This is a genomic window from Salibacter sp. (genome assembly GCF_031581065.1).
In the GTDB taxonomy this organism is placed as follows: Bacteria; Bacteroidota; Bacteroidia; order Flavobacteriales_G; family Salibacteraceae; genus Salibacter.
The window spans coordinates 1-23,270 of record NZ_JAVLBN010000034.1 but is presented as its reverse complement, the minus strand read 5'-3'; the positions used below and the strand labels follow the sequence as shown (position 1 = coordinate 23,270).

At 38.4% G+C, this 23,270-nt stretch carries 19 protein-coding genes; 7 read left to right on the top strand and 12 right to left on the bottom strand.

All coding sequences use genetic code 11. The annotated features are described in order from the left end of the window. The 5 genes from RI557_RS08655 to carB form a co-directional block, all read right to left on the bottom strand. Positions 1–733: hypothetical protein (locus RI557_RS08655; protein WP_310683289.1), on the bottom strand; the 733-nt coding region annotated here is incomplete at its 3' end. After that, positions 723–2,042: a glycosyltransferase gene (locus tag RI557_RS08650; protein WP_310668501.1), complete on the bottom strand. Its 1,320-nt coding sequence runs from the start codon at positions 2,040–2,042 to the stop codon at positions 723–725. The genes RI557_RS08650 and RI557_RS08655, both read right to left, overlap by 11 nt. Continuing rightward, positions 2,035–4,623: a YfhO family protein gene (locus tag RI557_RS08645; protein ID WP_310668502.1), complete on the bottom strand. Its 2,589-nt coding sequence runs from the start codon at positions 4,621–4,623 to the stop codon at positions 2,035–2,037. The genes RI557_RS08650 and RI557_RS08645 overlap by 8 nt, the downstream gene beginning before the upstream one ends. Positions 4,624–4,634: 11 nt before the next feature. Beyond that, entirely contained in the window at positions 4,635–4,946 is a 312-nt protein-coding gene (locus tag RI557_RS08640; protein ID WP_310683287.1) for a DUF4834 family protein, read from the bottom strand. A gap of 1 nt (position 4,947) precedes the next feature. Next, positions 4,948–7,764: a carbamoyl-phosphate synthase large subunit gene (carB, locus tag RI557_RS08635; RefSeq protein ID WP_310683285.1), complete on the bottom strand. Its 2,817-nt coding sequence runs from the start codon at positions 7,762–7,764 to the stop codon at positions 4,948–4,950. A gap of 79 nt (positions 7,765–7,843) precedes the next feature. On the opposite strand from carB, the gene RI557_RS08630 reads away from it, so the two are divergent. Beyond that, positions 7,844–8,662 (top strand): alpha/beta hydrolase, encoded by an 819-nt coding sequence (locus RI557_RS08630; protein ID WP_310683283.1) that lies wholly within the window; start codon positions 7,844–7,846, stop codon positions 8,660–8,662. Positions 8,663–8,878: 216 nt separating this feature from the next. Here the strand turns inward: RI557_RS08630 and rpmH are convergent, their stop codons facing one another. Next, complete coding sequence (gene rpmH, locus RI557_RS08625; RefSeq protein WP_310668506.1) at positions 8,879–9,037, bottom strand: 50S ribosomal protein L34; 159 nt, start codon at positions 9,035–9,037, stop codon at positions 8,879–8,881. A gap of 153 nt (positions 9,038–9,190) precedes the next feature. On the opposite strand from rpmH, the gene RI557_RS08620 reads away from it, so the two are divergent. Continuing rightward, on the top strand, positions 9,191–11,002 hold the full coding sequence (locus RI557_RS08620) for an ABC transporter ATP-binding protein (protein WP_310668507.1): 1,812 nt from the start codon (positions 9,191–9,193) through the stop codon (positions 11,000–11,002). Positions 11,003–11,018: 16 nt separating this feature from the next. Here the strand turns inward: RI557_RS08620 and RI557_RS08615 are convergent, their stop codons facing one another. Both RI557_RS08615 and RI557_RS08610 read right to left on the bottom strand, forming a co-directional pair. Then, the gene (locus RI557_RS08615; protein ID WP_310683281.1) at positions 11,019–12,095 is read right to left on the bottom strand and encodes a carboxypeptidase-like regulatory domain-containing protein; all 1,077 of its coding nucleotides are present in this window, start codon (positions 12,093–12,095) and stop codon (positions 11,019–11,021) included. A 174-nt stretch (positions 12,096–12,269) separates the two neighbouring features. Further along, the gene (locus RI557_RS08610; protein WP_310683279.1) at positions 12,270–13,049 is read right to left on the bottom strand and encodes a hypothetical protein; all 780 of its coding nucleotides are present in this window, start codon (positions 13,047–13,049) and stop codon (positions 12,270–12,272) included. Positions 13,050–13,168: 119 nt separating this feature from the next. Here RI557_RS08610 and RI557_RS08605 point away from each other — a divergent pair, with 119 nt between their 5' ends. After that, on the top strand, positions 13,169–13,570 hold the full coding sequence (locus RI557_RS08605; protein WP_310683278.1) for a helix-turn-helix transcriptional regulator: 402 nt from the start codon (positions 13,169–13,171) through the stop codon (positions 13,568–13,570). Between the two features lie 367 nt (positions 13,571–13,937). Here RI557_RS08605 and rsmG read toward each other — a convergent pair whose 3' ends face one another. From rsmG to RI557_RS08590, 3 genes are read right to left on the bottom strand one after another with little or no spacing between them, the layout of a single operon-like run. Then, positions 13,938–14,567 (bottom strand): 16S rRNA (guanine(527)-N(7))-methyltransferase RsmG, encoded by a 630-nt coding sequence (gene rsmG / locus RI557_RS08600; RefSeq protein ID WP_310683276.1) that lies wholly within the window; start codon positions 14,565–14,567, stop codon positions 13,938–13,940. A 17-nt stretch (positions 14,568–14,584) separates the two neighbouring features. After that, positions 14,585–15,193 carry a sigma-70 family RNA polymerase sigma factor gene (locus tag RI557_RS08595; RefSeq protein ID WP_310668509.1) on the bottom strand — a complete coding sequence of 203 codons (609 nt, stop codon included), beginning with the start codon at positions 15,191–15,193 and terminating at the stop codon, positions 14,585–14,587. After that, complete coding sequence (locus tag RI557_RS08590) at positions 15,175–16,308, bottom strand: glycosyltransferase (protein ID WP_310683274.1); 1,134 nt, start codon at positions 16,306–16,308, stop codon at positions 15,175–15,177. Before RI557_RS08590 ends, RI557_RS08595 begins: the two co-directional genes overlap by 19 nt. Positions 16,309–16,379: 71 nt before the next feature. On the opposite strand from RI557_RS08590, the gene tgt reads away from it, so the two are divergent. From tgt to RI557_RS08570, 4 genes are all read left to right on the top strand, one after another. Next, complete coding sequence (gene tgt, locus RI557_RS08585) at positions 16,380–17,510, top strand: tRNA guanosine(34) transglycosylase Tgt (protein WP_310683272.1); 1,131 nt, start codon at positions 16,380–16,382, stop codon at positions 17,508–17,510. A gap of 116 nt (positions 17,511–17,626) precedes the next feature. After that, positions 17,627–18,616 (top strand): acetyl-CoA carboxylase carboxyltransferase subunit alpha, encoded by a 990-nt coding sequence (locus tag RI557_RS08580; protein ID WP_310668512.1) that lies wholly within the window; start codon positions 17,627–17,629, stop codon positions 18,614–18,616. A 14-nt stretch (positions 18,617–18,630) separates the two neighbouring features. After that, positions 18,631–20,163: a replicative DNA helicase gene (gene dnaB, locus RI557_RS08575; RefSeq protein ID WP_310668513.1), complete on the top strand. Its 1,533-nt coding sequence runs from the start codon at positions 18,631–18,633 to the stop codon at positions 20,161–20,163. Next, positions 20,114–21,421 carry an asparagine synthetase B gene (locus RI557_RS08570; RefSeq protein WP_310683270.1) on the top strand — a complete coding sequence of 436 codons (1,308 nt, stop codon included), beginning with the start codon at positions 20,114–20,116 and terminating at the stop codon, positions 21,419–21,421. The genes dnaB and RI557_RS08570 overlap by 50 nt, the downstream gene beginning before the upstream one ends. A 14-nt stretch (positions 21,422–21,435) precedes the next feature. On the opposite strand, the gene RI557_RS08565 is transcribed toward RI557_RS08570, so the two are convergent. Continuing rightward, positions 21,436–23,270, bottom strand: a 1,835-nt coding sequence (locus tag RI557_RS08565) for a putative porin (RefSeq protein ID WP_310683268.1), incomplete at its 5' end; no start/stop codon positions are given.

Genomic DNA, 23,270 nt, shown 5'->3' with positions numbered 1-23,270 from the left:
GCATCTTTTGGTTCTGACCATTAGTCAAGTCAATTTTAAAAACGGCTCCTTCATGAAAAAATGTAGCCAGCACACTTTTTTCACTCTTGCAATAAGAAACCGAATTGATAAATGCCGATCTCATTGCTGTAGGTAAAACCTGATTCTCGGGATCGTCAATTACTTTGTAGTTTTCATTCGGTGCCATCTCAGAATTCCTTGTAAGTTGAAACGGTTTTCCAGATACCGGGTCAACTGCTTTATCAAAACCATTCTCCCATGCCAGCCATTCTGCAGTTTGGGTATTTGTTGCAAGATCATACTCGAGAATCATGTCAAACCCCGATGAAGAAACCAGAATTTTGGAAACATCATGATTGAGTTCAACAGTGTGAATATAGCTGAACCACGGATTATTTATCGTCTGCTTTTCACCATTTGGTCTGATTATAAAAACCTCTTTCTCTGCCGAAAAGGAAAAAGTATTCTTTTTAAAATCGATCCCGCGCGGCTCAGGAATTCCGCGAAATTCATCATTAGTTGAAAGCTTCCCTTCGTGCAAAGACATGGAGACAATGCCTCCTTTATCAACCTTTCTTCTTTCTACACTACCTGATCTACCAGAAGCATTTTTTTGAGACTTTAGGTAGCGCTCGCGGATTGCCTGGAGGTTAAAGCTCTTTATAGTTGCAACAATGTTTATGTTTCCGTAGAAAGCATGATCTCTTTGAAAGTCTTTGAGGTTAATCTTCATTCCTGCAATTTTCAATGATTTTAATCAACTCTTTTGCCTGACCTTTACGTGAATATTGAAGCACTTTGTCAGAAAGTAAAAATTTCTCAGTTATCTTATCTCGCTGCTTCCATTTTTCATAACTATTCAGAATAGTTTTTTTGATTGACGCTTTATCTGAGTAATCAAACATCTCACCCCGCTCAGCAGATCTGATTATTTTAGAAGCATTTCCATCTACAGGGCCAATGTTCAACAAGTCACTCCCTGAAGCTAAATATTCAAATAGTTTCCCCGTCAAAATTAAATGATTGCCTTCTGTCTTTGGAATTACAAACAATAACATTCCAGAGCTCACCATCTTTTCAACTGCTACTTTATGCTGCACAAACCCTTCTTGTATGAAAGCATTTCCCAGGCTTTTTTGAAATCTGTTTGAAGTTTGTGGTGAAATATTGCCGGTAATGATAAGTCTAAAGTCATTTTTAAAACCTTCATCTTCATTACGCAACTCTTCAAGTGCTGATTCAAGTTCTGGAACAACCTGATTATCTTTATAGTTCCCGATATAGCTCAGCACAAAGAAATCTTTCCGTTTTTCAAAACGATCAGGTAAATCATCAGTATCAAAACCGTTGAACAAAACTTCAATTCCGCTTTTTTTGCCTGAAATTACAGCTAACTCTTGTTTAAGTCCTTCACTTACAGTGATGACAGAGTCAGCCGACTTCAGCACCTCTTTCTCTAATTCCTCATCCTTCTTTCTAGCACTATCAGTTCTCGGTAAAAATTTATTGTAATAAATCCCTGTCCATGGATCTCTAAAATCAGCAATCCAATTTACATCGTACTTTTCTTTCAGTTTAAGCCCAATTAGATGCGTACTGTGTGGAGGCCCGGTTGTGATGACTGCTCTGTAATCATTATTATTGAGTAGCTGAGCACATTCTTTTTGAGCAAACTTGTTCCAACCCATTCTGGCATCCGGAATAAAAAAGTTTGCCCTTACATAAAGGCCTAACTTTTTCACAGGAGAACCGGAATCTTTAATTCCGCTCATTCCAACAGATGACTTTTTACCTTTTTTCCCCGTAAGTACATTAAAAACCTTGAATGGCTCTACGGTTCTGGTTTTGTGAACTTTTATTTCAGAAGGAATTTCATCTATTAAAGATTCATCATAAGACGGGTAACTCCCATCCCTTACCGTTACAATTTCTGGTTCCCAGCCAAATTCAACAAGGTATTTTGAAAACTTAAGCCACCGTTGAACACCCGGCCCAGAGCCAGGCGGCCAATAATAAGTGAGTATAAGTACTCGCTTACTCATTTTTATCTCTCAGGCTTTTAATCAAAACCCCAATAGCCAGCAGAACCAACAGTAAGGAACTGGCAAATGAAACTTTTTCACCAATCGCATAACTTGCCGGGCGGAATTTAAATACAACCTCGTGCTCTCCTGCAGTTACTTCCATACCTCTCAATATCCAGTTAACTCTTATATGATCGACTTCTTCACCATCAATATAAGCTTGCCAACCGGGCTGATAGAATATTTCAGAAAACACAATAAACGATTTCTCGGTAAGATCCACTGAATACTTGAGGTCATTGAGCTTGAATTGTTCCAGCGTAACTGTTCCTTCCTGGCTGTAATCGTTCTGCGATACTTCATCTTTAAATCGCTCATCGATCACCACATCTGTTCTTGGGTTGAAATTATCCAAAGCTTTGATTTCTTCATCAGCATTCGGAACCCAATTCACATTCTTCGCTAACCATGCATGCCCAATAGCCTCTGGGTTTTGAGTAACTGATGGTCCATTTTGAGTCTTTTGGATAATGTACTTTGTATTGAGCATGTTCAGAACCGAACGATTGAATTGTCCTCCACTGCTCATGTGAAACTCGATCAGTTGCTGATAGCGCATGAGTTTAGCTGCGTTATAACCGCCAATAGTTTTGTGGAAGTACGATGAACGAGAACTATTATACGTGTTGTTTACAAGATCGAGCACACGATAGTTACTCATTGAATCAAGTGTAGAAAACATGACTTTGTTTCTATCAGATTCATCGAGGTTTCCTTCTTTTTGTTGAAGCTCGGCCATGTTCTTTTCCACCTCCTGAGATACTTTAGGCCGGTTTTGGAGTTCTGACTGTAATATTTGAAGATCGTAAGGCTGAGCTTTATAAGGTTGTCTTTGACCTTCTTTTTTCACCCACTTCTCGTAATTTCTTCCGTTTTTATCATTGTGGATATATCTTCTATCAACAAACCACAAATCGAGTAGAATAACTGCCGCTAAAATCGGAACAATAACTTTTGGCTGAATCTTTTTGACTCCGATCAAAAATACTCCTATAAATCCTAGAAGAACTAAAAAGAAACTGCGCAGTAAATCAGCTTTAAAGATGGATTCTCTCGCTTTTTCTAATTCTGCCAGCATCATATCAATTTGACTGGCAGCTTGCGGATTTGAGCTTTTTTGTGCTTCGAACCTTGCTAATTCGCCATTGGCGTAAAAGTCGAAAAAAGAAGAAGGTGTTATCATAAAAAGAATCATGATCCCAGCTAATACGCCTGATACGGTCAATATTTTCTTTTTATTTTCTTTCCAAAAATTGTTTTTCTCAATTAACTCTTTTAAAAATAACACTCCCAAAAGAGGCATCGCAAACTCGGCTACCATCAGCATCATGGTTACGGATCTGAACTTGTTGTACATCGGGAAATAATCGATAAACAGTTCAGTAAACCACATGAAGTTTTTACCCCATGCCAGCATGATACTCAATGCCGTGAGCACAACTAAAGGCCATTTAAGCCAGTGTTTAACGGTGAATGCTCCTAGAAAAAATAATAAAACAATGATTGCCCCAACATAAACCGGTCCGGCTGTAAAAGGTTGATTTCCCCAATATTGGTTCATTTGTCCTACATACTGTCTCGCTCTTGGTGACACTTCCTCAAGAGCATCTTCGTTATTGCCGATTGCTCCAGTAGGTCCACCTTTTGCATTTGGAAATAAAAGCGACCAGGTTTCACCAATACCCAAGCTCCAATTGGTGATGTAATCTTTATCCAGGCCAGACTCCTGACCTGTTAAGTTTTTTGCACCATCAGCTTCAATCGTGAGCTCATTCTCGCCACGCATCGTGCTCTCAACATAAGTATAAGTTGTCCACAAACGTGTGATATTTGAACTCACTGCTAATAGCGCAGCAACAACGAGGAAACCAATCACTTTTAATAGGTGTTTTTGCTCCTGCTGTTTGAGGGCTCTGACCATTTCAGCAATTCCGATTACCAGTAATGTTATAGCAGTGTAGTACGTAATTTGAAAGTGATTTGCAGCTATTTGAAGACTGAGTGCCACGGCTGTTAAAATACTGCCCGGAATGTACTTCTTTCTTACTACTAAAATCATACCGGCAACTATGGCTGGCAAATAACTTACTGCATCAATTTTACTATTGTGTCCGGCTTCTAGTGAAATCATGAAGAAGCTTGAAAAAGCAAATGCCAGTGCTCCTAATATTGCCAGCCTTGGTCTTACTTTTAATGTGAGCATCAGGATATAAAAGGAAGACATCATAACGAAGAAATAAAATGGTGGTCTAGGGTATATATTTCTCAGTTCATTGATGTAGCCCAATAAATTACCATCAGTAATCATGGATATTTGAAAAGCCGGCATTCCGCCAAACATGTTAGCAGTCCAAAGTGGTTCAGAACCGTAAGCTTCTCTGTAATCCAGAATGGCTCGTGACATTCCTACCCAGGACTGAATATCGCCCTGTGACAAAACAAAACCCTGAAAAGCAGGTGAGAAAAACACTCCGCTAATGACTAAAAATAAAACTATAGCTATTCCGTGGATTAGGGCTTTGTTCTTGTCGATTTGCATATTAGTTTGGTTTAATCGTCTTTAATTTCCTCGAAATCTACGTATTCACCATCATTATCTGAATACGATTGTCGCTTTTTTTTCTTGATGTATTCAATTTTCACTTTTCCGTCATCCTTCACCTGCTGTTTATCAGATCGCTGGTTCTGACGGTTTTGCTGACGCTGATTCATATCATCATACATCTTTTCCTGAGCTTTTTTAGCTCCCCACCTCAGCAAAAATGGCAATACGTATCTCGCGATCAACTTTATGCCAAAGTAGATGAGTGCAATTATTGCTATGGTTCTCAGTAATCCGATAAAATCAGCCTGGTAAGTCATCTTATTTACTCAAATATAGGTTGCGTTCAGCGTAAACCTTTTTGAAAAATGGATCTCTCAAGTGATTGATGAAACGTATCGCTTCACCGGTAGATTTCATTTCAGGACCTAATTCTTTATCAACATCAGGAAATTTATCAAATGAAAAAACCGGAATTTTAATTGCGTAACCATCGAGCTTTGGATCGTAATCAAAGTCTTTCACTTTATGAGTTCCCAGCATTACTTTTGTTGCCCAGTTAACATATGGCTGGCCATAAGATTTTGCGATAAATGGCACTGTTCGTGATGCTCTTGGGTTAGCTTCAATGACGTAGACTTTATTGTCCTTAATAGCGAACTGAATATTGATCAATCCTTTTGTTTCAAGGGCGACAGCAATCTTTTTTGTGTACTCTTTTATTTGATCGAGAACATCATCATTCATATCAAATGAAGGTAATACAGCATAAGAATCACCTGAGTGAATTCCGGCTGGTTCTATGTGCTCCATTATCCCCATGATGAGCGTATCCTCTCCGTCACAAATCGCATCTGCTTCAGCCTCGATTGCTCCATCAAGGAAATGATCGAGAAGAATTTTATTTCCAGGTAAATCGCGCAGGATATTCACTACATGATGTTCCAAATCTTGTTCGTTAATCACGATTTTCATGCTCTGACCTCCAAGAACATAGCTGGGTCTGACCAATAGTGGGAAACCAATTTCACGCGATAACTCAATTGCCTCATCAGCCGTATCTACAGATCCATATTCTGGATAAGGTATTTCCAGTTTCTTGAGTAAATCAGAAAACTCTCCACGGTTTTCAGCCATATCAAGCGTCCTGTGGCTGGTGCCGAGAATTTTGATGCCATATCGCTCGAGTTTTTCAGCAAGCTTTAGTGCTGTTTGTCCGCCAAGCTGCACAATAACACCTTCCGGGTCTTCGTGCTTAATGATGTCGTAAATATGTTCCCAAAAAACCGGCTCAAAATAGAGTTTATCAGCTGTATCGAAGTCTGTTGAAACAGTCTCAGGATTACAGTTGATCATGATTGTTTCGTAATCTTCTTCTTTTGCCGCTAAAACACCGTGAACACAGCAGTAATCAAACTCTATTCCCTGCCCAATTCTGTTTGGACCACTACCTAAAATCACAACTTTCTTGCGATCACTCTTTGGTGATTCGTTTTCTTCTTCAAAAGTTGAATAATAATAAGGTGTTTCTGCCGGGAACTCTGCTGCACAAGTATCAACGAGCTTGTAAACCCTGTTGATGTTCATTTGAGTGCGTTTCTCATGGAGCTCGCTTTCCAAGCAACGCAGTAAGTGCGCTATTTGCCTATCAGCATAACCTTTTTGTTTTGCTTTGAGTAACAAGTCTTTTGGCAATGAGTCAAGGTTGTATTTTTCAATCTCGTTCTCAATTGAAATCAACTCCTCAATTTGATGTAAGAACCACTTATCAATTTTGGTAATATCGTGAATAGTGCTGAATGGAATACCCAACTTCACAGCATCGTAAAGGTGAAAAAGTCGATTCCACGAAGGATGTTTTAAACTTTCTAAAATCCTGTCTTGATCGCGCCATTCTTTACCATCGGCACCGAGTCCATTTCGGTTTATCTCAAGTGACTGACAGGCTTTTTGAAGGGCTTCCTGGAAGTTGCGCCCTATTCCCATCACTTCACCAACAGATTTCATCTGCAAGCCAAGTTCACGGTCAGATCCTTTGAATTTATTAAAGTTCCACCTCGGGATTTTGACAATTACATAATCCAGTGTTGGCTCAAAATACGCTGATGTGGTTTTCGTGATTTGGTTTTTCAATTCATCAAGCGTGTAACCAAGTGCGAGCTTTGCAGCGATCTTGGCAATTGGATAACCTGTGGCTTTTGACGCAAGTGCCGATGACCGAGAAACCCTTGGATTGATTTCAATTGCGATAATATCTTCTTTCTCATCTGGTGAAACCGCAAATTGCACATTACAACCTCCTGAGAAATCACCAATAGCACGCATCATCTTGATCGCCATATCACGCATGCGTTGATAAGTTGTATCAGATAATGTCATTGCCGGAGCAACCGTAATGGAGTCACCGGTATGAATTCCCATCGGATCCATGTTCTCGATAGAACAAATGATAATGACGTTATCATTTTTATCGCGAAGCAGCTCTAACTCATATTCTTTCCAACCGAGTACTGCCTTATCGATCATCACTTCATGAATTGGGGAAGCATGAAGGCCGCGGTTGAGCAGTTTATCAAATTGTTCTTGTGTGTGAACAAAAGAAGCTCCTGATCCACCAAGCGTGTAAGAAGGTCTAATCACCAACGGAAAACCGAGTTCCTGTGCTATTTCTTTTCCTTCAAGAAATGATTTCACCGTACCGGATGGCGCAACACCAACACCAATATCACTCATCAACTTTCTAAAAGCCTCACGGTTTTCAGTGATTTCAATCGCATCGATATCAACACCAACCATTTTCACACCAAAATCTTTCCATAAGCCGTGATCCTGGCACTCAATCGCGAGGTTCAAAGCCGTTTGACCACCCATTGTTGGGAGAACTGCATCAATTTGGCGTTCTGAAAGAATGTGACGAATTGAATCAACTGTCAATGGAAGCAAATAAACATGATCGGCTGTTACAGGATCAGTCATGATTGTTGCCGGATTCGAATTTATCAGTGTAACTTCGATTCCTTCTTCCTTCAGTGATCTTGCTGCTTGTGAACCTGAATAATCAAATTCGCAGGCCTGCCCAATTACGATTGGACCACTTCCAATAATAAGTACTGATTTGATTGAGTTATCTTTCGGCATGATATCGCAATTTTGCGCTGGTGAAAATATTCCTGCAAATGTAAAATTTCAGGCTAAACTCATTGGTTAAAAAACAGGTATGAATCGGAATTTATTCACAACTAAACACGCTAAACTAGAGTATCACATCTACGGTTCGGGAAAAAAACCGATGCTTGCGTTTCACGGGTTCGGCAGGCATGCATCAGATTTTAAACCTTTTGCGTCAAGAGTTGGAACTGACTACACTGTTTACGCTTTCAACCTTATTCACCACGGGAATAGCTCTTTTAAACAATCGCGAAACGACTCAGCTCCTATCACAAAAAAGGAATTAGCAACTGCCCTTGGGTCATTCACAAAGGAATTGAACCTTACTAAAATATCAGTTTGCGGGTACAGTCTTGGTGGAAAAATCGCTCTTTCCACTGTTAAAATAATGCCTGAGATTATTGATGAAATCTGGCTTTTTGCTCCGGATGGTGTGAAGGTCAACTTTTGGTATAAGCTTGCCACAAACTCGGTGATAGGACGAAAAACTTACCGGTATTTACTGGAAAGTCCACACGCTATTCAGAGCCTTATGAATTTTTCGACTAAACTCAAGCTGGTTCACCCGAGGCTGAAAAAATTCGCTGAGCACAATCTCGGATCTGACCGTCAAAGAGAGTTAGCCAAAACGGTGTGGCTCACTTACAGGAAGCTAAATCCAAATATGGATGAAGTGAAAAAGACTATTGTTGATAAGGAAATTCCGGTTTATCAATATTATGGGAAATACGACCGGGTAATTCCGCCAAAAATTGGAAGAGAATTCAGTAAATCTATTGGTCAGAGCCAAAATTTCATCGAGTTAGAAAAGGGTCACGCCCTCCTCGATGAAGACGTCATGAATGACTTACCGATTATGTACAAGTGAACTCATCAAAGCAGGCTAAAAAGATATCAAAATCAGAACGCTTTAATTACGAGTCCATCTTTGGAAGCTTAATCTAATTATCCCGACAAGCTTCGCTATCGGGATTCGTTCAACTTACAAATTTCAGTTCACTTCGTTCCTGAAACCTGAGTTTCACGAATAAAAAAAGCCCTTCCTGAAAACAGGAAAGGCTGAATTCTTTTACGTATCGTTTAATTAGCGCTTGTGACGTGATTCGCTAGAAACAGATACTTTCTTGCGACCTTTAGCTCTTCTACGAGAAAGAACTTTGCGTCCGTTCTTAGAAGACATTCTTTCTCTGAATCCGTGCTTATTTTTACGCTTTCTATTTGATGGTTGAAATGTACGTTTCATATCTTCGAGCTATTGCTATTTCTTAAAGGACTGCAAATGTATTTTAATTTTTGCTTTTGAACAAAATTAAGATGCAATCATTTTCAAACTCCTTTACTCTTACATGACAACGGAGTAGTTGAAAGATTTACTTTTGCGCAAAATTCTATACTAGTGTTTGCACCAAAACGAAATAAGAAAGAAAAGGTTAAAGTTTCAAAACAAGCCTGGAAAAAGGCTTTACGACTTTTCGCATATCTCAAACCTTACAGCGGTAAATTCAGCATTGGGTTAGTTTTCCTTCTCCTTTCCAGCCTGGCATCCATGGTTTTCCCCGGGTTGGCCGGAAAACTGGTTGATGCCGGAACATCAACCGGATCTGACCAGGATTCTTTACTAAACCTCGATAACATAAATGATGTTGCGCTCGCTCTTTTCTTGATTTTTGGGCTCAATGCAATCTTTTCATTTTTCAGAATCTATATATTCAATGATGTCACGGAAAGGATGCTCGCTAAGTTGAGGCAAGATACTTATAAGCATCTTCTCAAGTTACCGATGAGCTTTTTCAATAGCCAGCGAGTTGGAGAACTGAACAGCCGTATTTCCGCTGATATTGCACTTTTACAGGAAGCGTTTACCACAGTTTTGGCCGAGTTTATTCGCCAAATAATTATCATTGTTGTAGGTGTTGCGCTTCTCATTTTCTATTCGTGGAAACTTACACTCATCATGATGGCGACTTTACCGGTGATGATTGTTATCGCTATTTTCTTTGGTAAGTTCATTAAAAAGCTGTCAAAGAAAACGCAGGATAAAGTATCAGAATCAAATGTTATTGTTGAGGAGACTTTTACCGGCATTGCCAATGTGAAGTCATTTGCCAATGAGTTTTTTGAAATTGCTCGTTACACAAAAAGCACAAATGAAATCAGGAAGATTGCGATGAAAGGTGCTACTTGGCGTGGCGGATTTGCCAGCTTCATCATTTTTGCGCTTTTCGGTTCAATCGTTTTGGTTATTTGGCAGGGCGTTTTGCTCAAAGAAGCTGGTGAAATTAAGATTGGTGAACTGTTTTCATTCATTTTATACAGCGTTTTTGTTGGCGCATCTTTTGGTGGTACTGCCGATTTATTTGCCCGTATTCAAAAGGCAGTTGGAGCCACCGAACACCTTTTCGATTTAATGGACGAATCAACCGAACCTCTTGAAATTTCTCAAAAGGCGCAAAAGCTCGATGGTTTCAAAGGTATCATCGAATTCAAAAATGTTTCCTTCCACTACCCCAGCAGAAAAAATCACGAGGTTCTCAAGCATATTGATCTCAAAATTGATCACGGTCAGAACCTGGCGATTGTAGGCCCATCAGGAGCTGGTAAATCCACACTTATTCAATTGGTTTTGCGCTTTTATGGCGCTAGTGAGGGACAATTATTTTTTGACGACAAGCCAGCCGAGGAATACAAACTCAATAACCTACGTAACCAAATGGCTGTTGTGCCTCAGGAAGTAATTCTTTTTGGCGGAACAATCAGAGAGAACATTGCTTACGGAGATCCAGAAGCTTCAGAAGAAGAAATTGTTGAAGCTGCTAAAAAGGCGAATGCTCTCGAATTTATTGAACGATTTGAGGAAGGGTTGGATACTATTGTTGGGGAACGCGGTGTTCAATTATCTGGCGGACAAAGACAGAGGATTGCTATTGCCCGTGCGGTTCTGAAAAATCCTAAAATACTCATCCTCGATGAGGCTACATCTTCACTGGATTCAGAATCTGAAAAACTCGTTCAGGATGCTCTCGACAAATTGATGAAAGGCAGAACAAGTATTGTGATTGCTCACCGACTGAGCACAATCAAAAACGCTGACGAAATTGTGGTTCTGAAAGATGGTGAAATCGTTGAAAAAGGAAATCACTCACAACTCATTCAAAAAGAAAATGGGGTTTATCAAAACTTGAATGAGTTGCAGCTTACTGATTCTTAAAATCATACCTTACGCCTCAATACCCTAGTTTTTCTTTTAACTCTAAGTCTATTTCTCCATTGAACATAGATCCCTCTACCCAGCTTTCTGTTTTTACTGGAATAGTCACTTTCTCGTGAATAGTAAGTGATACTCTGACAGACGTACCTTTATATTTCTTTTCTAAAAAATCAGGCTTGTCACTACATATAGACATTTCAAGCCTTGTGGGAAGCCCATCGTCAATGTATTCACTAAAAACAACACGGTATTCCAATATCCCATCCTCAACGCAAGATAAAGACTTAGTCAACTCCAAAAAACTATTATTTGTGACATCTACAACAGCTTCTAGTCCAGGTGAACCATCACTATAACTGCCTAAAATCCTATATATAACATGTCCCTTATCGTTAAGAGTAGTATCTGTTACTTCATACTCAAAGATTTTGTAAGATGATGTTAGATCATTGACTTTTGTTTCCAAAACCGTATGTAGTAAATGATTCATTTTTCTTGTATATGTTGTGTTCAATTTAAAAGAATCTACATCTATTAATGCTACTCTTTCATAAAACTTCCCATTTAAGAACCCTGTTTTTTCTTTGGGGGAATAATCAGTGATCAAACAGTTTGCTTTTAAATATGAAGTGTCTCGTTTATTTTCACTGACAAGTAATTCTTCATACCCAGCTATGAAGCCCTGATTTTTGTACTCTTTGTTATTGAAATTAGTTAACGCCCCCTCAAAAATCTCTAAGGGAGTTTTAGGGTCAGCCGAAACAACGAACTCTCCCAATTCTATGCGCTTGCTTTCCATGTAAACTGTATCAGTTTTAACGAGTTTTGAAACTGGAATTTTGAGACTTTTGTATCCAATTACGCTTACTTTTATGGTGTCATTTTTATCGAGGTTCAGTTGAAATTCATAAGTACCATATTCTGAAGAAATAAAGCCAACCCCCTGATTTGATGTACTTGCAAAATGTACAAATGGAATACTTTTTTGTGATTCTTTATCAATGGCTACTCCTTTTAGTTTTTTTGATTGGCTATATAAGTTAGAATAGCTTAATAACAGAATAACTGATAATGTTAAAAACTTTGACACCATTATTGATCATTTTTTAAATGAACCATAAATTTATTGATGAAAATGCAAACGGTTCTTGTTTGTAACATGTAAAAAAATTAATTATAGTTAATAAAAGACCTGGTAATAATTCACAATAATCACCAGGTCTTTATCTTTACTTCCAAAAGTAATTAATTTAAAAAGCAATGATGATTACTTGGGGCCTGATAACACAGTTGACCAGCTTTTACCTTTATCTATTCTTTCTTTTATCTTGCCAGAATGATCAAAAAATGCTCGAACAAATCCTCGAACATCTCTGAATGTTCTACCAAAAATTGAAGGAAATTCATCGCTACCTCCAGTTTCAGTAATAATGAATGTGTGCCAATTGTTTTCCGTGTCATTTATAGCTAAATTCCAAAAAGTTAAGCTATACCTTGCGATTATTGATGATCCAATAATCCCTGTTTTTTCTTTATCAGAAAAATTATCAGAGCTTTCAATTTCACTTTCAAATGAATTAAGGCCATCAAGTGCCTCATTTAACGTATTTGAGGAGTCTACAATATTTTCTAATTCATACAGCTTGGTTGCCACATCACTTGATATGGAACTACTATTTTTTAAGTCGTCAACAATATTGTCGTAGGAATTAGATGAAATATAATCTAACTCGCTATTCCTCAGTTCAGGTAAAAAGCTAGGATCTAAGCTATCAACAACATGTGGTGAATTTTCCATAGTAACTTCGATTGTCGAGTCAACTTGTTGAGCTGTAACATCGGGGAAATCATTCAATTTTCCAATTTCTTCCAAGCTTTTGTTGTGTAATTCTCCAACCCAGGAATAGTTTGAAGAAATAGTAGACGATGTGACATTAATACTCGATCCTGGCTGGGTACCTGGTTCGAGCGATTCTTTTTTGCATCCATAGATCAATATTCCTGCAAATAATACGATAAGTCCTGAGACTAAGGTTAACTTTTTCATAATACAATTATTTTTTAAATTTACCCAAAGAAATAACCACATTATCTTTTACCAGTGCTGCAGAACTTCAAAAAATAAACTATTTGTTCAAATTTTGAAGTACAGCCAAACACCTCACCATGAAAAAAGCTACCATTAATTACAAATTAAGGAAAATAAGAGAACTCAAAAATCTATCCCAGGAATACATAGCAAGAGAACTCGATATTTCAACCAGAGCCTATTCCATGATTGAAACTGGGGAAAGACCATTGAATACTGAAAGGCTTGAACATATTTGTGAAATATTGGAGATAGAGCCTTATGAAGTTTATATGTTTGATTCAGAAAATGTTTTAAAAAATAGTGTAGCCCATGAGCAATACCGCTTTTATGAACGCTTGTTGGAGGAGAAAGACAAGACAATATCCATTTTAACGGAGCAGCTTAAATTACTAATGAACAACCAAGAGGGGGGGGTAAATGAGTATTGTATGCAATTTATCGCCAATAATAAAATTTCAATTGTTGCTTTTTGCTAAAGTTGAGCTCAAAGGTTGCTCCCCAGCCTTGACTTTAACCTGCAAGGGCTCTAATTCTTAAATGTAACAGCGAAAACCAGTTTGTTCAGCGTAATTAGGATTGCACGCAAATGCCGCCAGATTTAGCAGATGATCGCAGATAAAATGCAGCCTCTCCTTGACCTCAAATCTAGATCAAACAAACCCGCCAACTCCCCAACTACCAAACGACCTCCAAAAAACATCATTAGAACACCTCTTTACTACTGACGCTTGCGGTCAGCATTTTCAGCTTGTCCTCGGTCTCAAACCTCCCAACCTACAAACACCAAACCTCCTTAGCCTCAACCTCGACCTAAACACTTTAAACACATAAACAAGATTTAAATCAGGGCTTAGCAACATAAACTATTTTCTTGGTTTCAAAGAAGGGCTCTTCAAAAAACGCTGAGAGGGGGATTTCCTCAACATCGAAGTGCATTTCTTCTACTTCTTCTGTAAGATCGCCTCCTTTGAGGCCGATGAAACCGTTGGGTAGAATATTGAATGATTCGGCAGATATTTTTTTATTGATCCAACTCCACTGTGGTTTGAGTTTTGTAACCGCTCTACTTACCACAAAGTCGAATTTCCCTTTGACCTTTTCAGCACGTTGGTGATGAGCCGTTACATTTTCTAAACCCAACTCATCTTTCACGGCATTGACCACTTTTATTTTCTTACCAATACTATCGACAAGTGTAAACTGAACATCAGGAAACATAATCGCCAAAGGAATACCCGGGAAACCACCTCCCGTGCCAATATCTAAAACTTTCGTTCCGGGTTGAAACTGAATAAATTTCGCTATTCCAAGCGAATGTAATACATGACGCTCGTAAAGCTGATCAGTATCTTTTCTGGAAATAACATTGATCTGATCGTTCCAAAACAAGTAGAGCGACTCAAGTTTTTGAAACCTAAGTCGCTCTTCATCATTTAACTCAAAATATTTTTCAATTAATTCTGCAGCGTTCATGCCGCAAAAGTAATTGATTATATCGTGTGTCTTGAACCTACCATCATTTGATTGAGCATTCCTTTTGCACGGTGCAATCTCGCTTTCACTGTACCGAGCGGAATACCAAGTTGCTGAGCAATCTCTTCATAAGACAATTCATTGAAATAACGCAACTCGATCAAACTGCGGTAGGCATCTTTCAATTTAGACACGTAACTACGCACAATATCAATACGCTGGCTTTTCTCAAACTGTTGTTGAGGAGTCAAAGCAGAAGATTCAATTTGAATACTCATCTCACCATCTTCATTTTTAATCACCTCGTCAATCGAAGTAGTATTGAGTTGTTTTTTACGTAAGTAATCAATCGTGTGATTGACAGTAACACGTTTTAACCACGTGCTAAAAGCAAACCTCGGCTCGTAAGTGTGTAATTGTGTAAATGCCTTGGTCAGAGCCTCAATTGCTAAATCTCGTGCAACTTCATCACGCTTAACTCTGGTTAACACTTCCATATATACATGGTGATAATACTTACTCATCAGTTGGTCGTAAGCCATCTCATCACCATCTTTAGCTTTTTGAATAAGCTCCCAGTCTGCTCGTGCCTTCGTATTTAAATGCTTTACATCCTTCTTTTCCATGCTGTACTCCTATTCTTTAATTCTATAGCTCCAATGTATCCGTAAACAAATGGAGAAATCATATCGTATATAATTTTGTATGGAGCTAATTTCTTCATTTTTATAACACTACAACAAGCAATCCATTGTACTTGTTCTGTTAAATATCTCACAAAAAACAAAGATAAGGCTAATTGTATGTGAGTTTCAGTGATTAATAGCACAACAAATAGACCAAACACTATATATTGACTAAATGACAGGCTTAAAAGCGTTAATTTAGTGTTAATGCGATAATGAGGCGAAGTTGAGACGTGACGCCTCTTTTGATTAATAAACTGATTCAGGTTTCGTGCTGTTTTAGAAAAAGTAAACCCATCAGGGTGTGTCACTACGGCAGTATTATTAGCATTTGCAGCTTCATTTACAAACAAATCATCATCTCCAGATGATAAATGCATGTGTTTCGAAAATCCTTTTTTACTGAAAAACAAGCCCTTACGATAAGCGATATTTCTTCCAACTCCCATGTAAGGCATTCCACACATCGCCAAAGTGATATACTGAAATGCTATTTTGAGCGCATCAACTTCCATAAACCTACCCCAAAAACCGCCATTAGAAAGGAGTGGTGAAACACCTAAAACAATTTCTTTTTCGGTAAGACCCAAACTCATTCTCTGCAACCATAAATCTGAAGCAGGTTTGCAATCAGCATCAGTAAGCACAACCCGATCGTTTTTTGCAGCCTTCAACCCAATGGTAAGTGCGTATTTCTTTCCCCATTCGCCTTTTTTGTCGTCTTCAATTTTACACACCTTCAAATGGTCAACTTGTCGATCAAACTCTCGTAATACAAGTGCGGTATCGTCATTTGACCGATCGTTCACAACAACAACCTCGTAATTCGGATGGTTTTGAGACAGAATAGCAGGTAAATTCTCCCTGAGGTTTGACTCCTCGTTTCGGGCAGCAATGACAACAGATACCGGCTCTGACCGTAACGGTAAATCTCGCTTCTTTTCTTTCTTAACCCGAAAAATAAAACGCATTTGAACAAACACCGTATAGAGCAACTGCAGTACGGTGAAAGCTATAAAAACGATAAATATTAATTGAAGATGTTTTTCTGTCATGGGTTTCAAAAGTAGGATAACCACTGAATTGATAGAGAGAATTGTACTTTTGAGCGCCAATTTTTTAACGCATGGATTTTACATTACAAAAAACTGACCCAAATTCAAATGCTCGTGCTGGTGAAATCACCACTGATCACGGCAAAATTCAAACACCCATTTTTATGCCCGTGGGCACTGTGGGATCAGTAAAAACAATTCATCAACGAGAATTAAAGGAAGACATTGAAAGCCAAATTATATTAGGCAACACTTACCACCTTTTTTTGAGACCAGGCCTCGATACAATTAAACAAGCTGGCGGATTGCAAAAATTTATCGGCTGGAACAAACCGATGCTCACTGATAGTGGCGGATATCAGGTTTACTCGCTTTCGAATCAAAGAAAAATAACTGAAGAAGGCGTCACTTTCAAATCGCACATTGACGGAACAAGCCATTTCTTTTCACCTGAAAATGTCACTCAAATTCAACGAACTATTGGAGCTGATATCATCATGGCTTTTGACGAATGCACTCCTTACCCATGCGATTACGACTACGCCAAAAAGTCGATGCATATGACGCATAGATGGCTAAAAAGGTGTCTTGATGAATTTCAACGGTCAGAGCCGATTTACGACTACAATCAAGCACTGTTCCCTATTGTACAGGGAAGTACGTATGAAGAATTGAGAAAGCAATCTGCTGAAGAAATTGCCAGTCAAGAAGCTGAAGGAAATGCCATCGGAGGACTCTCTGTTGGCGAACCCGCTGAAGAAATGTACAAGATGACTGAGCTTGTTTGCGATATTTTACCAAAGGATAAACCTCGTTACCTGATGGGAGTAGGCACTCCCGCAAATATTTTAGAAGGGATTGAAAGAGGCGTTGATATGTTTGACTGTGTTATGCCAACCAGAAATGCACGTCATGGATTACTCTTCACCTGGGACGGAATAATCAATATTAAAAATGAAAAATGGAAAAATGATTACTCTCCGGTTGACCCGGCAGGAACGACTTATGTAGATCATGACTATTCAAAAGCATATTTACGCCATTTGATGAAAACAAAAGAGTACCTTGGAGCTCAAATTGCTTCTGTGCATAATATTGGTTTTTACTTAAATTTGGTCAAAACTGCTCGTGAAAAAATATTAAGTGGAGAATATTCGTCATGGAAGAACAAAGTTGTTAAAAACTTAGAATACCGATTGTAAAATTTAACTTGTAAAATAGGGTGCGAGTCAGTAGGTTCGCGACCTTATTTTTTTGCAACAGATGTTACAATCAAGCATTAATATTTATAACTTCGAGAATAAACAAATTGGTGCCTATGCCAACTTATCTTGACTTTGAAGAACCTATTAGAGAGCTCTACGAACAACTCGACAGAGCTAAGGACATTGAAGAAAAGAGTAAAGTCGATACTTCAAAAACCATCGAGGATTTGGAAAACAAAATCCTGGATACTAAGAAAGAAATATATTCAGGATTATCTCCCTGGCAACGCGTTCAGGTTTCCCGTCATCCTGATAGACCATATACACTCGACTACATCGAGCACATTACTGATGGAGATTTTATAGAACTCCACGGTGATCGAAATGTCAAAGATGACAAAGCTATTGTAGGTGGGTTTGGTTCAATCAACGGTAAAACCTATATGTTCATCGGACATCAAAAAGGGATCAATACTAAAATGCGGCAGTACCGCAATTTTGGTATGGCTAACCCTGAAGGTTACCGAAAAGCAATGAGGTTGATGAAACTCGCTGAAAAATTTAATAAACCCGTAGTCACTTTCATCGATACACCTGGTGCATATCCGGGCTTAGAAGCAGAAGAAAGAGGTCAGGGCGAAGCTATTGCGAGAAACCTGATGGAAATGACGCAACTTAAAGTTCCTGTTGTTTGTATAGTGATAGGAGAAGGTGCATCAGGAGGTGCGCTTGGAATTGGCATCGGTGACAAAGTCCTAATGCTTGAAAACACATGGTACTCTGTGATTTCACCAGAATCTTGCTCCTCCATTTTATGGAGAAGCTGGGAGCAAAAGGAAATCGCAGCTAATGCTCTAAAGCTAACAGCTAAAGATATGCTAAAGAATAAACTCATTGACGGGATTATTAAAGAACCTCCCGGAGGTGCTCACAGTGACAGAGAATTAGTTTTTGGAAATGTAAAAAAAGAAATTAAGAAGCATATCAAAGCGCTTGAAGGTTCCTCATCTGAAAAGAGAATTGAACAAAGAATTGAGAAATTTTGCTCAATGGGTGCATATAAAGAACCAGCTAAAAAGACGAAAACAACAGCTAAACAATAACAGGGATATATAAAATGGCAGAAAGCTCAGCACAAAACCGTAAAAAAAAGATCGATACTTCATCACTTCCACAAGCCTTTGAGCCGGGAAAAATGCCGCCTCAGGCTATCGATCTTGAAGAAGCTGTACTGGGTGCGTTGATGCTCGAAAAAGAAGCTGTCAACGATGTTATTGATGTACTCTCAAAAGAGTCTTTTTACAAAGAGGTACATCAAAAAATTTATGGTGCCATTCTCACGCTTTTTGCCGATTCTAAACCAATCGACATACTAACTGTTACTGAGCAGTTGAGAACCAATGGCGAACTGGAGTTGGTTGGCGGCCCATATTATATTTCACAACTCACCAATCGAGTTGCTTCAGCTGCCAACATCGAATTTCATGCCCGTATCATTTCCCAAAAACATATTCAGCGTGAATTAATTCGTATTTCCTCAGATACAATTAAAGACGCTTATGATGAAACAACTGATGTTTTTGATTTATTAGACAAAGCTGAGTCGAGCCTTTTTAAAGTTGCTGAAGGTAACATAAGAAAGAATTACGATTCAATGACTGAATTGATCCAGCAAGCTATCAAGCAAGTAGAAGATCTCAGTCACAAAACTGATGGAGTAAGTGGTATTCCAACAGGATTCCATGATCTTGATCGCGTAACCAGCGGTTTTCAACCATCAGATATGGTAGTTCTTGCAGCTCGCCCTGGTATGGGTAAAACAGCTTTCGTACTTTCTTTAGCCAGAAATACAGCAGTTGAATTTAATCACCCCGTTGCGGTATTCTCTCTGGAAATGTCATCCCTTCAGTTGGTAAATAGATTAATCGCATCTGAAACAGAGTTACCGGCTGAAAAACTCAAAAAAGGACAACTTCAGGATCACGAATGGCAACAGCTCCACGCTAAAATTGGAAAATTGGCTGATGCTCCCATTTTCATTGATGACACACCTGCCCTATCTGTTTTTGAGTTAAGAGCAAAATGTAGAAGACTCAAAGCCCAGCACGATATCCAGATGGTAATTATTGATTACCTCCAGCTTATGACAGCGGGCGGAGAAAAAGGAAATCGTGAACAAGAAATATCAACCATTTCACGTTCTGTAAAAAGTATTGCCAAAGAACTGAATGTTCCAATTATAGCATTGTCTCAGTTGAGCCGTGCTGTTGAAACAAGAGGTGGCGACAAGAAACCACAACTTTCTGACCTTCGTGAATCAGGAGCAATTGAACAGGATGCTGATATGGTAATGTTCATTTACAGACCAGAGTATTACGACATCAAAACTGATGAAGAGGGCGAAAGTCTTGAAGGGATGGGGGAAATTATCATCGCAAAACACCGTAACGGTGCGCTGGAAAATGTACAACTAAAATTCATTGCTAATCTAGCTAAATTTACCAACTTAGAAACCAGCGATGAGTTCCACTTCAACAGTGGGGAAATGCCAACATCTGACGAATTTGGCAATACAACACAAATCAGAAAAAGCCGAATGGATGATCTTGAAAACGATGACTACTCCTCAAACGAAAGCGCTCCTTTCTAAAACTGCACTTTTATTTATTCTCTGCATTTTCTTTTTCGGTCAGATCCAGGCCAGGAAGATCCTCGTTCCAATGGACGAAGATTCACAAAAAAATCACCTTAAGGCATATGGGATCGCCTATTGGGCTCTGACTAAGAACGCTAAAGTTGATTGGTTATTGAATTATAAAGGCGGAAGTTTCTTAATTGAGTATTATAGCGAAATTGAAAGTGAATGCACAATCAGAGGTGTTTCATACCAAACAATAGCCGATGCTCAAGCGCTTTCAATCAAAGAAGAAATCAGTAACCCAGAGGCTAACATGGATGTTATGCGTCTCGAAAAAGCTCCAAAGATTGCAGTTTACACGCCAAAAGGAAAACAACCCTGGGATGATGCAGTGACACTGGTTCTGACCTATGCTGAAATTCCTTATGATAAAATATATGATAAGGAGGTGATCAACGATAAGCTCCCAGAGTACGACTGGCTACACATGCACCATGAAGACTTTACAGGTCAGTATGGTAAGTTTTATGCTAATTATCGAAATGCATCCTGGTACAAAAAACAAGTTGCCGATGCTGAGAAAGATGCAAAAGAACTCGGGTTCAGTAAAGTATCAGAACTAAAACTTCAGGTTGCCAAAAACATTCAGGAATATACAGCTGGCGGAGGCTTTCTTTTTTCGATGTGCTCTGGTACTGATTCGTATGACATAGCGCTTGCCGCGAGTAATGTAGACATCTGTGAATACATGTATGATGGCGATCCGGCAGACCCAAATGCTCGGGAAAAACTCAACTTTGACAATTCCTTTGCCTTTTACAACTATCAATTAAAGATGAATCCACTCGAGTACGAGTATTCAACTATTGATGCAACACGAGTACATAATAAAACACCTGAAGAGCAGGATATTTTTTCACTTTTTGATTTCTCAGCTAAATGGGATCCTGTTCCAACAATGCTCTGTCAGAACCATACTAATGTTATCAAAGGATTCATGGGGCAAACTACAGCTTATCACAAATCGACTATCAAGTCTGATGTTTTGATAATGGGAGAAACTAAAGCTCTCAAGACAGCTAAATATATTCATGGAAAATACGGTAAAGGCCAATGGACATTTTACGGTGGTCATGATCCCGAGGATTACCAGCATTTTGTTGGCGACCCTCCAACTGATTTAGATCTACACCCAAACTCTCCGGGATACCGCTTAATCTTAAATAACGTATTATTTCCAGCTGCTAAAAAGAAAAAGAGAAAGACTTAATTTAAATCCAGTTATTATCTGAAAAAAGTCCAGCTTAACCCAAACCTCAATGCTGATGGAGGTAATGGATAACCATCTACAATATGTGGTGTTTTCTCATTTATATCAGAATAAAAATTCGATACACTCACAAATATCTCCACATTTTGAACAGTGAAATTTGCATAAACAATAGGGAATAAAAAGCCACCAACATCTTCAGTTTCATCAGGCAAATAAACTGATCTGTAAAGAGGGACATAACCATAGCCAGTGTAGCTTGCTTCTGAATGCACCTTCAATCCGGTCTTAAGCCTAAGAGCGTCTTTAAAAAAGTCATTCTCATAATACAAATCACCAGTAGCTCTCCATTCAGGAAAACGAACAGAGGTTTCAGACTCAACAATGAAATAATTCAAACGTGAAGTAAAACCAACAACCCCCAAATCGATAGTAGGCTCAAATGATAATTTGTAATACTCTAAGTCCTCCTGTGAAATCATTAACTCAGAATCATAAAACAAGTAATTGTCAGTTCTATGGTATTCAGCACCAAGTCTAAACCAACTTCTTTCCTCTATATAAACTCCACTATTAAATGATTGAGGCTTATCAAGGTCATTATTTCGCCAACCTATCGACTTATTAGATTCAAACCATAAAAACTGAATAGAAGGCATTCTTTCAGTCAGCGAAGAGTGTATCCCCACATCCCAGTTATCCGAACTTCCAAAGAAATAATCAGCATTTACAGATGATTCATAACCACCACTATTGAAACCAGTTATAGTATATTCAGATCCAAAGGATAATAATAAATCATCAGATATATTTAAACTCCCGTCAACGAATAAGAATTGTCTATTGAGACTAGAATCATGAAAAGTTGACTTATAATCATATTCAGATCCCCACAAACCAAAACCACCGTCTAAAACCAAACCTTTATGCTTAAAGCTTAACCCAAATTCATTTTCATAAGATCTGGATCTCAATTCACTGGTCATCCAACCAATCTCAGAAGGTAAATCATAAATCGAAACATGAGCAGAATCAGTATTATTATCAACAAACCTATTTCTCCTTTGCCCAAAACCAGCAGAGTGCGTAAAACCAAAATGACCAGATGAATCATTTTTCAAAAAAACATACTGTTGAATATTGAAGTGAAAATCTCTATCATTCAAATACCCACTTTCAATTAAAGCGTCATTATTAAGAGGGTTACTTTCCAACTCACTTGTCCCAACTGTATCAGATTCAAATAGTCCACCATTCTGAGAAACCTCAGAATTATCAACTCCAAAGTCAAAAAACAATAGATAACTTCCTGTTTTATTAAAATAATTACCACCCAAAGTAAAACTTGAATTCTTTGTAGATTGATTCGGAAATACTCCATCAGAACTTACATTCCTATATCTAGCAGACAAATTAAACCCAGGAGAGATATTTTGAGAGTGAAAAACCTCTATTCCTTGCTCTTCCTTAGGTCCTATCCAATAGTTGGCAAGAGTAACAGGAGCAGTAACATTAAAATATTTTTGGTCTGATCCAAAACGATAATCAGAGAATAAAGAAGAAAACATATCATATCCTCTATCCTGATTGATTCTCTGAGAACCAAGGAAACTCAAAGAATTGAAAAAGTTAGAATTGAAAAAGTTAGAATTGAAACTAAAAGAATAAGGATTGTGATAATCAATGCTTTCCTTAAAAGATGAAATAGAGTCTACATTAGAAGTGTCAAGCCTAAACTTAACACCTTCCCAAACAACTACGCGTGGATCTTTAGTCTCTTCTTCCAAATCGATTTGTCCAAAAACCGATTGAAAAAAAACTAATAAAGATATAGTGACAATCCATTTCA